This window comes from Streptomyces sp. NPDC088252, from assembly GCF_044740965.1.
In the GTDB taxonomy this organism is placed as follows: Bacteria; Actinomycetota; Actinomycetes; order Streptomycetales; family Streptomycetaceae; genus Streptomyces.
In genome coordinates, this window is record NZ_JBIURS010000011.1 from 27261 (window position 1) to 39993 (window position 12733).

A 12733-nucleotide genomic window follows, 5' to 3' on the forward strand; every position below is an offset into this window, starting at 1 on the left:
CTCATGACGGACTCGCAGGCCTCCACGTCCACCTCCTCCGCCCCGGTCGGCACCAACCCCGTGGCCGCCGCCCCCGCGGGTGTGCGCACCGCCGCCGACGTGGTGACGCCCGAGGTGATCGCCCAGCTGACCCGTGGCGTCGTCGGCTCCGGCCGCACGGCCAACCACACCCCCTTCACCGGGGAGAAGCTGGCCGACCTGCCCGAGTCCACGCCCGAGGACGTGGCGACGGCCTTCGAGCGGGCCCGTGCCGCCCAGGCAGCCTGGGCCGCGACCCCCGTCCGTGCCAGGGCGGCCGTCCTGCTCCGTTTCCACGACCTCGTGCTCGGTCGCCAGGCCGAGGTGCTCGACCTCATCCAGCTGGAGACCGGCAAGGCCCGGCTGCACGCCCACGAGGAGGTGCAGGCCGTCGCCGTCGTGGCCCGCCACTACGGGCGCGCGGCCGCCTCGTACCTGAAGCCCAAGCGGCACACCGGAGTCGTGCCGACGCTCACGAAGGTCACCGAGCTGCGTCAGCCGCGCGGTGTGGTCGGCCAGATCGCGCCGTGGAACTACCCCTTGGAGCTCTCCGTCGGTGACGCGCTGCCCGCGTTCGTCTCCGGCAACGCCGTCGTGATGAAGCCCGACACCGAGACCGCGCTGACCGCGCTGTGGGCCCGGGACCTGCTCATCGAGGCCGGACTGCCCGCCGAGGTGTTCCAGGTGGTCCTCGGTGACGGGCCGGTCATCGGCCCCGAGGTCGTCAAGCACGCCGACTACGTCTCGTTCACGGGTTCCACCCGCACCGGTCGCGAGGTCGCGCAGGGTGCGGCGGCCCGGCTCGTCGGGGTCTCGCTGGAGCTCGGTGGCAAGAACGCCATGCTGGTCCTGGAGGACGCCGACGTGGAGAAGGCCGTCGCGGGCGCCGTCCGCGCCTGCTTCTCCTCCGCGGGCCAGCTCTGCATCTCCATCGAGCGGCTGTACGTCCACGAGTCGGTCGCCGACGACTTCGTGGCCCGCTTCGCCGCCCGTACGAAGGCCATGCGGCTCGGCAACTCCCTCGCCTACGGGGCCGACATGGGCTCCCTGGTCGGCGAGCGCCAGCTGGAGACGGTCACCCGGCACGTCGCGGAGGCCGTCGAGAAGGGCGCCACGCTCGTCGCGGGCGGCGTCGCCCGCCCCGACATCGGCCCGCTCTTCTACGAGCCGACCATCCTCGACGGCGTCGAGGCGCCGATGGCCGTCTGCAACGAGGAGACCTTCGGCCCGGTCGTCTCCATCTACCGCTTCACCGACGACGACGAGGTCGTCGCCCTCGCCAACGCCACCCCGTACGGGCTGAATTCGAGCGTCTGGACCAGGAACTCCAAGCGGGGCCACCGGGTCGCCGCCCGGCTGCGGACCGGCACGGTCAACATCAACGAGGGGTACGCCCCGGCGTACGGCAGCGTGCAGTCCCCGATGGGCGGCATGAAGGACTCCGGTCTCGGCCGACGGCACGGCTCCGAGGGCATCCTCAAGTACACCGAGGCGCAGACCCTCGCCCAGCAGCGGCTGATTCCGCTCGCCCCGGTCTTCGGCATGGACGACGAGAAGTACGCGGCGTTCATGACCCGCAGCCTGAAGGCGATGAAGGCGTTCCGCCTGCGCTGACTCCGTAGCACCGCAGCACCTTCTGTCCTTTTCGTGCCGAGGAGAGCCATGCCCCAGGACAGCCCTGCCCGGAATCGGTCGGTCTCCCCCGAACCGGCCGACGACGACGCCGCGTACGACTACGACGTGCTGGTCGTCGGCTCGGGTTTCGGCGGTGCGGTGTCGGCCCTGCGGCTGACCGAGAAGGGCTACCGGGTCGGGGTGCTGGAGGCGGGCCGCCGCTTCACCCCCGGAACCCTCCCCAAGAACTCCTGGGATCTCAGGAACTACCTGTGGGCCCCGGCCCTCGGGCTCTACGGCATCCAGCGCGTGCATCTGCTCGGCAAGGTGATGGTGCTGGCCGGTGCGGGGGTCGGCGGTGGTTCGCTCAACTACGCCAACACGCTGTACGTACCCCCCGCGCCGTTCTTCGAGGACCGCCAGTGGGCGTCCATCACCGACTGGCAGGACGAGCTGAAGCCGTACTACGACCAGGCCACGCGGATGCTCGGGGTCCGGCTCAACCCGACGACGACCCCCTCCGACGTCCATCTGAAGGCGGCCGCGCAGGCCATGGGCGTCGGCGACACCTTCCATCCCGCTCCCGTCGGCGTCTTCTTCGGCGACGGCGAGGACGCCGACGGCACGGCGAGGGCGAAGCCCGGCGGCACGGTCGCCGACCCGTACTTCGGCGGCGCGGGCCCCGCCCGCAAGGCCTGCACCGAGTGCGGCGAATGCATGACGGGCTGCCGCCACGGCGCGAAGAACACCCTCAACGAGAACTACCTCCACCTCGCCGAGAAGGCCGGAGCCGTCATCCACCCGATGACCTCCGTCGTCGCGATCACGGACCATCCGGAGGGCGGCTACCGCGTCACCACCGTCCCCACCGACCGTCGCAGGAAGGCGAAGCCCACCCGGCTGCGCGCCCGCCAGGTGGTGGTCGCGGCGGGCACGTACGGAACGCAGACCCTGCTGCACACCATGAAGGACCGTGGTCTGCTGCCCCGGCTCTCGGCCCGGCTCGGCGAGCTGACCCGTACCAACTCCGAGGCGCTCGTCGGCTCGCAGACCAGCGACCGGCGCTACCGCAAGAAGCACGGCACCGCGAAGGCCGACTTCACCCGGGGCGTCGCGATCACCTCCTCGATCCACCCCGACGCGAACACCCACATCGAGCCGGTCCGCTACGGCAAGGGCTCCAACGCCATGGGCGCGCTGTCCATCCTCCAGGTGCCGTACGGCGGGCGCCGGGTGCTGGGCTGGCTCGGAAACATGGCCAAGCACCCGACGCTCGCCGTGCGCTCGCTCTCCAACCGTCGCTGGTCGGAGCGGACCATCATCGGGCTCGTCATGCAGTCGCTGGACAACTCCCTGACGACGTACCGCAGATCCGGCGGCACCGGAAAGGGCCTCCTCACTGCCCGGCAGGGCCACGGCGCGCCCAACCCCACACAGATCGAGGAGGCGACGCGCAGCGCCACGCTGCTCGCCGAGGAGATCAACGGCTTCGCCGGTTCGAACATCGGTGAGCTGATGGGCACTCCGCTCACCGCGCACTTCCTCGGCGGCTGCCCCATCGGCGCGAGCGCCGAGGAAGGGGTCATCGACCCCTACCACCGGCTCCACGGACACCCCGGCATCTCGGTGGTGGACGGTTCGGCGGTCTCCGCGAACCTCGGCGTCAACCCGTCGCTCACCATCACCGCTCAGGCCGAGCGCGCCATGTCCTTCTGGCCCAACAAGGGCGAGGCGGACCCGCGCCCGGCACAGGGCGAGGCCTACGAACGACTGGCCGCCGTGGAGCCGAAGACGCCGGCGGTGCCGAAGGAGGCCTTCGGCGCACTGAGGCTGCCGTTCCTCGGGCTGCCGGCCGTCCCGCCGAAGAAGAGGCCGTAGCGCCGACGGCGGCGGGCCGGGACAGCGGAAAGGGGCTGCACCCCCCTCCGAGTGCAGCCCCTCTACCGACGGTGACGAAGCCTCTTACACGGCCGCGTCACCGTTCCTGCGGCGCCGCACGATGAACATCGCGCCCGCGCCGAGCACCACGGCCGCACCGCCCGCGGCGGCGAACACCGGCACCGCGGAGGACGAACCGGTCTCCGCCAGGCTGCCGGAGACCTTGCCCGTCGGATTGTCGGCCGGCTTGGTGGACGGCACCGGAGCGCTGCCACCGGTCTGCGGCTTCGAGCCGCTTTCGCCGGAGTTCACGATCTTGAACTTGTACGCGACGTCGCTGACGCCCGCGCAGTCCTTGTCGCCCACGTAGAGACCGGCACCGAGGGTGAAGCCGGCACCGACGGGCGCGCTCGCCTTCACGTCGATGCGCAGCGGGATGTCGACCTCGTAGCCCGCGCGGATCTCGTCGGACTGGCCGACGTAGCCGACGGCGCGGCCGTCCTCGCTGAGCTCCTCCCACTTGCCGGTGTCCGTGTCGAGGGCCTGGAGACTGACGTGCCTGGACTTGAAGAGGTCGTCGCCGTTCTTGTCGGAGGAGGCGCCCGCGAAGTAGTCGATCTCCTTCACGGTGGACTTCGACGCGTTGTAGACGTTCATCTTGAACGTGTGCCAGCCGCTGCCCCGGGCGATCTTGCCGGGCAGACCGTTGATGGAGATGTCCAGGTCGGACTTGGCGCACTCCGTCGGCTCGGGATCCTGGGACTCGGACGGGGACTGCGACGGGGACGCGGACACGGACGCGCTCGGGGACGCGTCGGCGACCAGGTCCGGGGCCGGAGAGGCGCTTTCGGTGGTCTCGGCCGCCTCGCTCGGACCGGTCCCGCCGGATTCCTCGGCGGGCGTGGTGGCGGACTCGGTGGCCGACGGGTCCGCGCCGGTCTCCGGGGACTCGGAGCCGCTCGGCGTGGGTGTGGCGCTCTCGGCGACTGTGGTCACGTCCGTCGTGTCGGCGAACGCGGCCGGGGCGGCCAGGACCGCGGCCGGTGCGATGACGGCCATGGCGGCGGCGAGCGCCAGTGTGCGGCGAAGCTTCATGATGACCTCAGGAGTCCGGCGTACCGCTGTGAGCGGTACGGATGTCGGGACGGGCCAGCCGTGAGGTTCACAGGCGGGGCCGGTGGTTCCGCATGGTTGACCCGCGGTCCGACGCAATGGTTGTCCGGATACTCACAAAACATTTATGTGACACGGCTCACGTCTGTCTCCGCGGGTCGGCCGGCCGCGGTGCTCCACGCACAGGCGTGCACGGCGCAAGAGGCGGCCGGACGGGGGAGGCCCGTGGTGCGAGAGGTGCGCGGGGGGTGCGGGAGACGGCATGAGCAAGGGCCCCGGTGGACCGGGAATCGGTCCACCGGGGCCCTGCGTGAATCAGTACCGGGGTGCGGCGTCGGCGCCGAGCCGGACGGCTGTCCCCATGCAGGCCGTTCCACCCGGATACGGTCGGCTCCGGGCGTCCCCGGAGCCGACCGTTCTTGGGGTGACCGGGCTGCTGTCCCCTGCCGACCGGTCACGCACGCTGGGGCGCGGTCCCACGGCGTACCCTGCAGTACGCCACGCGCTCCAGCGGAGCCACGCGTGGTTCCTTCCAAAGCCGCCCCTGGCTGGCACGGACACCGGGACCAACGAAGCCGTGCCTGACCCGGTCACGCGCCGTACGGGTGAGAGTCGGCCCGAACTGGGATACGCCCGCACACCCGGGCCGCGCGGCGTTCAGGCCCGCCCGCGGCAGAGCTCCAGCAGCGTCATGGCGAGGGAGGTGCCGGGCTTCCCGAGCGCGTCCCGGTACTGGCCGAGGATCTCCATCTCGCGGGAGAGATTGATCCGTCGGCCGCCGGAGGTGATCCGCGCCTCCTGGATGACCGCCGAGACGGCCATCCGCTCCTGGACGAGCCCGATGATCCGGTCGTCGAGGGCGTCGATGCGGGACCTCGCGCCGTCGATCAGCGCGGCGGCCTCCTCGGTGTGCGCGCCGGTCTTCTCGGCGGCGGTCTTCGCGGGGGCGGCGGCGGACTTCGCGGGGGCGGTGCTGGTCATGACGGTGGACTCCTCGTGGGATGCGGCCCCCGAAACCGACCGGTCCGGAACGACAGAACGCCCCGGGCCTTTCGGCCCGGGGCGCCTGGAACGTTGCTTGTCAGTGGATCAAGCAGCACGACCATGGCAGCCGGCGGGCCGGATGCCATAGGTAAAGACGAAGGTCGTGTGCTGACGCATGTCCTCAGTATGGCCCCGCCGCGCATGCGGACCAACACGGGGCCCGGATGCTGAGACACCCACGGGCCCCGGGCCCGCTGCCCGCGCTTCCCGCACTCCCGTCCGGACGTGACGACGCCCGCCTTCGCAACCCCGGTAGAATCGACAAAACCGACCCCCCTTCACCGCCGGAAGGCCGCCCCGTGCCAGCAGCACCCCCCGCCGCCCCCGACATCGCCACCGACGTGGTCCTCGTTGTCGACTTCGGGGCGCAGTACGCCCAGCTCATCGCCCGACGCGTCCGTGAGGCCCGGGTCTACAGCGAGATCGTCCCGTCCACGATGCCGGTGGCCGAGATGCTGGCCAAGAACCCCCGGGCGATCATCCTGTCCGGCGGCCCCTCCTCGGTGTACGCGGAGGGCGCGCCCTCCCTGGACCGGGCGATCTTCGAGGCCGGTGTCCCGGTCTTCGGCATGTGCTACGGCTTCCAGCTGATGGCCACCACGCTCGGCGGCACCGTCGACGACAACGGTGCCCGTGAGTACGGCCGTACCCCGCTCACCGTCTCCAAGTCCGGCTCCACGCTCTTCGAGGGCACCCCCGCCGAGCAGTCGGTCTGGATGTCGCACGGCGACGCCTGCTCCGCCGCCCCCGAGGGCTTCACGGTCACCGCGTCCACGGACGTCGTACCGGTCGCCGCCTTCGAGAACGACGAGAAGAAGCTCTACGGCGTCCAGTACCACCCCGAGGTCCTGCACTCCACGCACGGGCAGCAGGTCCTGGAGCACTTCCTCTACCGCGGCGCCGGCATCGAGCCGACCTGGACCACGACCAATGTGGTCGAGGAGCAGATCGCGCTGATCCGTGAGCAGGTCGGCACCAAGCGCGCCATTTGCGGACTGTCCGGCGGTGTGGACTCCGCGGTCGCCGCCGCCCTCGTGCAGAAGGCCATCGGCTCCCAGCTGACCTGCGTCTACGTCGACCACGGCCTGATGCGCAAGGGTGAGAGCGAGCAGGTCGAGAAGGACTTCGTGGCCTCCACCGGCGTCCAGCTGAAGGTCGTCGACGCCGAGGAGCGGTTCCTGAGCGCGCTGGCCGGGGTCTCCGAACCCGAGCAGAAGCGGAAGATCATCGGCCGGGAGTTCATCCGCGTCTTCGAGCAGGCCCAGGCCGAGCTCGTGGCCGAGGGCGCCGCCGACGGCGAGGAGGTCGCCTTCCTCGTCCAGGGCACGCTCTACCCGGACGTCGTGGAGTCCGGCGGAGGCACCGGCACCGCCAACATCAAGTCCCACCACAACGTCGGCGGTCTCCCCGACGACATCGAGTTCCAGCTCGTCGAGCCGCTGCGCCAGCTGTTCAAGGACGAGGTCCGGATGGTCGGCCAGGAGCTCGGCCTGCCCGACGAGATCGTCCAGCGCCAGCCGTTCCCCGGCCCCGGCCTCGGCATCCGTATCGTCGGCGAGGTCACCAAGGAGCGGCTCGACCTGCTCCGCGAGGCCGACGCCATCGCCCGCGAGGAGCTGACCGCGGCCGGTCTGGACCGCGACATCTGGCAGTGCCCGGTGGTCCTGCTCGCCGATGTCCGCTCGGTCGGCGTCCAGGGCGACGGCCGCACCTACGGCCACCCGATCGTGCTGCGTCCGGTCTCCTCCGAGGACGCCATGACGGCCGACTGGTCGCGACTGCCGTACGAGACCCTCGCCAGGATCTCCACCCGCATCACCAACGAGGTCGCCGACGTCAACCGCGTCGTGCTCGACGTGACGAGCAAGCCGCCGGGCACCATCGAGTGGGAGTGACCTTTTTACAGGGCCAACGCTGATGCCGTCGCTCATTCGTTTGGGCGGCGGCATTGTCGTACCAGCTGGGTAGGCTGGTTCATTGGACGAGAGTCACTCCCATGGGAGCAATCATGAGCGCCGCACCCGAGTTCGAGTTGGACGAGAAGTACAACTATCCGGTTCCGCCGCCCGGTGGCTGGACGGCTGACGACCTCGACCGGCTGCCGAATCTGCCGAGGCGCACGGAGTTGATCGACGGGAGTCTCGTTTTCATGAGTCCGCAGACAAAGTTTCATATGCGAACCATGCGTCTGCTGGAAAACGCACTTCTCGATCAGGCTCCGGACGATCTCGATGTCTTCCGGGAATTCAGTATCAGGCTGAACAAGCGGAACCGGCCGGAGCCGGACGTGCTCGTGGTTCCGCTCGGAGCGGATACCGGACCGAACGACACTTGGCTGCGGCCGGAGGACGTCATTCTGGCCGTGGAGGTCGTCTCGGAGGAGTCGGAAGACAGGGACCGCGAGGTCAAGCCCCGCAAATACGCTGCCGCAGGCGTCCGGCACTTCTGGCGGGTGGAGCAGAACGAGGGCCTCCCGGTGGTGTACGTCTACGAGCTCGATCCCGCGCTCGGGGCTTACGTGGCCACCGGCATCCACCACAGCAGACTGAAGCTGGACGCCCCCTTCCCCATCGATGTCGACCTCACCGCGGTCAACCGTCGCCGCCCCTGAAGGAGCTCGCCTCCGCCCCCGCGACGGATCATTCGCCGACACCCCTGGCCACTTGCGGCAACCGGCGGTAACTTCCGATCCCGTACGCCCTGGGAGCCCCGAGGAGTCGCCATGCCCGAGCCCACGCCCATACCCCTGGACCAGCTCCACTTCGCGATGCCGCCCGTCCACGAGTCCGTGGAGGAGGAGCGCGCGTACCGCAAGGAACGGCTGGTCGGGGCGCTCAGGCTGTTCGGGGAGTACGGGTACGAGGACGGGGTCTCCGGGCACATCACCGCGCGGGACCCGGAGTTCACCAGCTGCTTCTGGGTCAACCCCTTCGGTGTGCCCTTCGACGGGCTCGTGCCGGACGAGCTGATCCTGGTCAACGGGGAGGGGCAGGTCGTCGAGGGGCGACGCCATGTCAACCAGGCGGCGTTCGCCGTCCACGCGCAGGTGCACCGGGCGCGCCCGGACGTCGTCGCGGTCGCGCACACCCACTCCGTGCACGGGCGGGCCCTGTCCGCGCTCGGCGAGCTCGTCGAGCCCATCACCCAGGAATCCTGCGCCTTCTACGAGGACCACGTGCTGTACGACGCGTACACCGGGGTCGTCGTCGACGAGGAGGAGGGGCGCCGGATCGCCGCCGCGCTCGGCGGGCACAAGGCGATCGTGCTGCGCAACCACGGACTGCTGACCGTCGGCGACTCGGTGGACGCGGCCGCCTGGTGGTTCATCACGCTGGAGCGCTCCTGCCAGGTGCAGCTGACGGCGCGGGCGGCCGGAAAGCCGGTGTTGATCGAGCACCGGGACGCGGTCGCCACCCGCGAGCAGCTCGGCAGCGATCTGGTGGCCTGGATCAACTACCAGCCTCTGTGGCGCCGGATCAGTCGCACATTCTGACGATCCGCGCCGTCGGGCCGCCCCGATGCGGCCCGGAGCCCTCCCGTACGGCACAATTCGCAGCATTAACAGCCGAGTTGGCTGTACCGGGTCAGGAAAGGGCGGCGTTCTCCGTGGCGTTGGACGAGGCGAGGGCGAGCAGCACGCACGGCGGCGGCTGCACGTGCGGCGACTGCCCGCACGGGGCGCGCGAGGGCCACCGGCGCGCGGTGGCCGCCTTCCTGACCAAGCGGGACGAATTCGCCGCCGGGCAGGGGCTGCCGCCCGGGGTCGCCCAGTCCGCCTCCGCGACCCGTCAGTGGGTCTCCGACGAGCTGACCCAGTCGGCCAGGACCGTCGCCGAACGGGGCCGGGAAGCGGGCGACGCCTGGCTGTACCGGGTGTGGCGGCGCACCCTGATCGCGGTGTGGGGGAGCCTCGTCGTCCTGGTCGTCGCCGAATCCGCCACCGCCATCGGTGCGGGCTGGACCAACGCCCGTACGGCGGGACTGGTCGCCGGACTCGTCACCGCGGGCCTGCTGACCGGTGCCGCCCATGTCCACCGGGCCCGCGGCGGCCTCCTCGCCCCGGTGATCGGCGAGGACAACCGGCTCTCCACCTCCCGGGCGGTCGCCGCGTCCTGGGTGCTGCTCGCGGTCTTCTCCGTACTCGTGCTGGCCCTCCAGCTGGCGGGCGCCTCCGGCCACGCCGAGCGTGACGAACTGATCGAGGGGCTGGATCTGGCCCGGGGCGCCGGTGTGGTGACCGTGCTGGCACTGGTGTGCGCCGTCGCCGTGGTCGTACGCCGGGTGGTGACCGTACGCGCCCTGTCGGGGCGGCTGCAGAAGCTGCGGGCCGACCGGCCGCGCGCCGCCGATCTGCTCACCGACGACTCCGGGCGGGGCAGCTTCACGGATGTGCAGTACGTGCTGGTGAGCACCGTCGCCGTACTGTTCGCCGCGGTCCGCCTGGCCCGCAGGCCCGAGCAGCTGCCCGATCTGCCCTGGGGGCTCGCGCTGCTGGTCACCGTCTCGGCGGTCGCGTACTTCGCCGGGAAGTACGCGGAGGGCGGGCGCCCGGTGGTGCTCTCGGTGGTCCGGGCCCGGGAGGCCGGGGATCTGGACGCGCCGATCCGTACCGGCGACGACATCGAGATCCGGGGCGCGGGCTTCGTGCCGCCCGGTGCCGGGACGCCGGACCGGCTGGCCCGCATGGTCGTCCGGATCGGCCGGGTCCATGTGCATGTGCCGCTGATCCCGGTCACCGGCGGTTTCGCCAACCCGACCGACGGGGTGCTCACCGTGCCGGTACCGGTGGAGGTGGAACCGGGGCTGGTGGAGGTGCAGGTCGTGACCGCCGCCGGAGTGGAGACGAACCGCGTCGAGATCGATGTGACGGACTGACGGCCGGGGACCCCGCCGAGTGGCGGAGACCGGCCGACCGGCCGCCTCAACGGGTGGGCGGCACGTGCACCGCGTACGTATGGTCTGGTGACGGATCTACGGAAGGCGGGACAGCCACATGCAGGGATATGGCACCAACGTACGCGGTCTCGGCGAGCAGAGGGGGCTCAGGGAACTGGCGCGGGAGCACGCCCTGCTGCCGCTGCGGCTCTTCCTCGGTGTCACCTTCATCTACGCCGGGCTCGACAAACTGACGGACAGTTCCTTCTTCCGTGCGAGCGGCGCCGGATCCATCGGCGAGACGCTGCACGCGGTACGCGACTCGTCCGCGGTCCCGGCCCTCGTCGACCTCGCTCTGAAGAGCCCCGGCGGCTTCGGGTACGCCATCGCCATCGGTGAACTCCTCGTCGGCGTCGCCACCCTCCTCGGCCTGTGGGCGCGGCTCGCGGCGCTCGGCGGGGCGCTGATCTCGCTGAGCCTCTGGCTGACGGTGAGCTGGCAGGTCAAGCCGTACTACTACGGCAACGACCTGGCCTACCTCATGGCCTGGCTGCCGTTGCTGCTCGGCGGGGCCACGGCGTTCTCCGTGGACGCCCTCCGCGCGTCACGGCGGCGACGGATCCGGTAGTTCACCCAGGTCGTGGTGGCCGCCAGCCAGAGGCCGCCGAAGAACAACGGGAAGAAGAAGACCCACGGGGCGTCCCAGGACCCCGCCGCGTCCGCCGCGTATCCCGCCGCCAGGACGAGCATGGCGAGGCCCGCCACCGCCCGTCCGGGACGGATCTCATGACACAGCACGGGTGACCTCCACCTGTCCGATGCCGACTTCGAGAGTGAGCGCGACCGTGCCGGCCGGTTCGCTGCCCGGGGGCGGCGGAAGCGTCCTGTGCTCCTGTCGCGACGGATTGACGTTCACATCGACCTGCGTCCCCGTCTGCGCGCCGCTCGGCCGGCTGACCGGCAGCGTGATGTCGCCCAGGCCCGCCCGCGCGTCCACCTTCACCGTCACCGCCCTCGGTACGACGACGACCGTGCGGCCCGCCGCGACCCGTACCCGCGTCACGACGGTGTCGCCCCGGGGGACCTTGATCTCGGTGAGGTCCAGCCGCGCCACCCCCGAGCCCAGTTCGTAGTGCGGTCGGACCGCGGCCGCCGAGGCGGGGCGCCAGCCCTCGCGCACCCACTGGGTGGTGATGTCCTTCGGCAGCGCGGACGCGCCCGCCAGCAGGGCCGCCGTGATCATCGACAGCATCACCGTGCCGAAACCGGTCCGGCCGAGGAACGCGCTGACCAGCATCCCCAGCCCGAACACCGCCAGCGCGCCGGCCAGACCGAACTGCAGACTCGTGCCCAGCGGGTGGGAGTCCCAGCTCAGGCCCGTGCCCAGGCCGCCCGCGATCAGCGCGAACAGGAAGACCAGGCCGCCGATCGAGGTCGGACCCGTGGTGCCGGGCTCCCGCCGTGGTGCGCGGAACGGATCGTCCGCACTCGGTCCCCGCGGGCGGGTCGCCCGTCTGTCGAGCGTCACGTCGGCCGGGCCCCACAGATAGCCGGGGCCCACCGGCCCCGACGTGCCGTCCTTGACGATCGGATCCCGCCACCACGACGGGCTGCCCGGCGACGGCGGGGCCTTCACCTCGGGCGGCGCGTCCGCCACCGCCTGCGCGGTCGCCGGATGCAGCGGACCCTCCGGCGCCGCCGCCCTGCGGTTCTGCGTCCAGACGGCGAATCCGACGACCGCGAGCGACAGCATCGCGGAGAACGCCAGCGTGCCGCCGTTGCCCAGCATGGAGAGGAACAGTCCGCAGCCGATCAGCGCGAGCAGCACCGCGATGAGCGACGCGCCCTCGACGCGGCCGGACAGCAGTCTGCGCGCCTCGTTCTCGTCCTCGCCCTCCAGCGGGATCAGCAGCCAGGCGAAGCCGTAGAAGATCAGTCCGATGCCGCCGGTCACGGACAGCACACCGAGCACGATCCGGAAGATCACCGGATCGACGTCGCAGTACCGGCCGAGCCCACCGCACACCCCGGCCACGAGCTTGTGCCGCGGGCTGCGCCGCAGCTGCGGCCTCGGTTCGGGGGGCGGTGCGACGCCGGGGGAGGCGTCCTGGGGAACGGTCATGGCTCCATGGTGACGGGCCGAGCGCCCGTCCGGGACCCGCGCCGACCCTGGCCGATCCCTGATATTGCC

Annotated in this window: 11 protein-coding genes; 8 read left to right on the plus strand and 3 right to left on the minus strand. The window is 71.2% G+C overall.

Annotation, left to right across the window (positions count from 1 at the left end; all coding sequences use genetic code 11):
• Positions 1-3: 3 nt before the first annotated feature.
• Together ACIOHC_RS22940 and ACIOHC_RS22945 are read left to right on the plus strand one after the other, a co-directional pair.
• Positions 4-1632: a succinic semialdehyde dehydrogenase gene (locus ACIOHC_RS22940; protein ID WP_365690011.1), complete on the plus strand. Its 1629-nt coding sequence runs from the start codon at positions 4-6 to the stop codon at positions 1630-1632.
• Positions 1633-1680: 48 nt separating this feature from the next.
• A complete protein-coding gene (locus ACIOHC_RS22945; protein WP_401843765.1) occupies positions 1681-3510 on the plus strand; it encodes a GMC family oxidoreductase N-terminal domain-containing protein in 1830 nt (609 codons plus the stop codon).
• An 84-nt stretch (positions 3511-3594) separates the two neighbouring features.
• On the opposite strand, the gene ACIOHC_RS22950 is transcribed toward ACIOHC_RS22945, so the two are convergent.
• Both ACIOHC_RS22950 and ACIOHC_RS22955 read right to left on the minus strand, forming a co-directional pair.
• Entirely contained in the window at positions 3595-4605 is a 1011-nt protein-coding gene (locus tag ACIOHC_RS22950) for an LAETG motif-containing sortase-dependent surface protein (protein WP_401843767.1), read from the minus strand.
• 675 nt (positions 4606-5280) lie between these two features.
• Complete coding sequence (locus ACIOHC_RS22955) at positions 5281-5604, minus strand: chorismate mutase (RefSeq protein WP_351074499.1); 324 nt, start codon at positions 5602-5604, stop codon at positions 5281-5283.
• A 362-nt stretch (positions 5605-5966) separates the two neighbouring features.
• Between ACIOHC_RS22955 and guaA the strand changes: the two genes are divergently transcribed.
• The 6 genes from guaA (at position 5967) to ACIOHC_RS22985 (ending at position 11332) form a co-directional block, all read left to right on the plus strand.
• Positions 5967-7562 (plus strand): glutamine-hydrolyzing GMP synthase, encoded by a 1596-nt coding sequence (gene guaA, locus ACIOHC_RS22960; RefSeq protein WP_351074498.1) that lies wholly within the window; start codon positions 5967-5969, stop codon positions 7560-7562.
• Positions 7563-7675: 113 nt separating this feature from the next.
• Positions 7676-8278, plus strand: a complete 603-nt coding sequence (locus ACIOHC_RS22965; protein WP_351074496.1) for a Uma2 family endonuclease — start codon at positions 7676-7678, stop codon at positions 8276-8278.
• A gap of 111 nt (positions 8279-8389) precedes the next feature.
• Positions 8390-9160 carry a class II aldolase/adducin family protein gene (locus ACIOHC_RS22970; protein ID WP_351074494.1) on the plus strand — a complete coding sequence of 257 codons (771 nt, stop codon included), beginning with the start codon at positions 8390-8392 and terminating at the stop codon, positions 9158-9160.
• A gap of 113 nt (positions 9161-9273) precedes the next feature.
• The gene (locus ACIOHC_RS22975; protein ID WP_351074541.1) at positions 9274-10542 is read left to right on the plus strand and encodes a hypothetical protein; all 1269 of its coding nucleotides are present in this window, start codon (positions 9274-9276) and stop codon (positions 10540-10542) included.
• Positions 10543-10660: 118 nt separating this feature from the next.
• A complete protein-coding gene (locus tag ACIOHC_RS22980) occupies positions 10661-11170 on the plus strand; it encodes a DoxX family protein (RefSeq protein WP_401843769.1) in 510 nt (169 codons plus the stop codon).
• A gap of 15 nt (positions 11171-11185) precedes the next feature.
• Positions 11186-11332 carry a hypothetical protein gene (locus tag ACIOHC_RS22985; RefSeq protein WP_401843772.1) on the plus strand — a complete coding sequence of 49 codons (147 nt, stop codon included), beginning with the start codon at positions 11186-11188 and terminating at the stop codon, positions 11330-11332.
• Here the strand turns inward: ACIOHC_RS22985 and ACIOHC_RS22990 are convergent.
• The gene (locus ACIOHC_RS22990) at positions 11327-12664 is read right to left on the minus strand and encodes a PspC domain-containing protein (protein ID WP_401843773.1); all 1338 of its coding nucleotides are present in this window, start codon (positions 12662-12664) and stop codon (positions 11327-11329) included. The genes ACIOHC_RS22985 and ACIOHC_RS22990 overlap by 6 nt on opposite strands.
• Between the last annotated feature and the right edge of the window lie 69 nt (positions 12665-12733).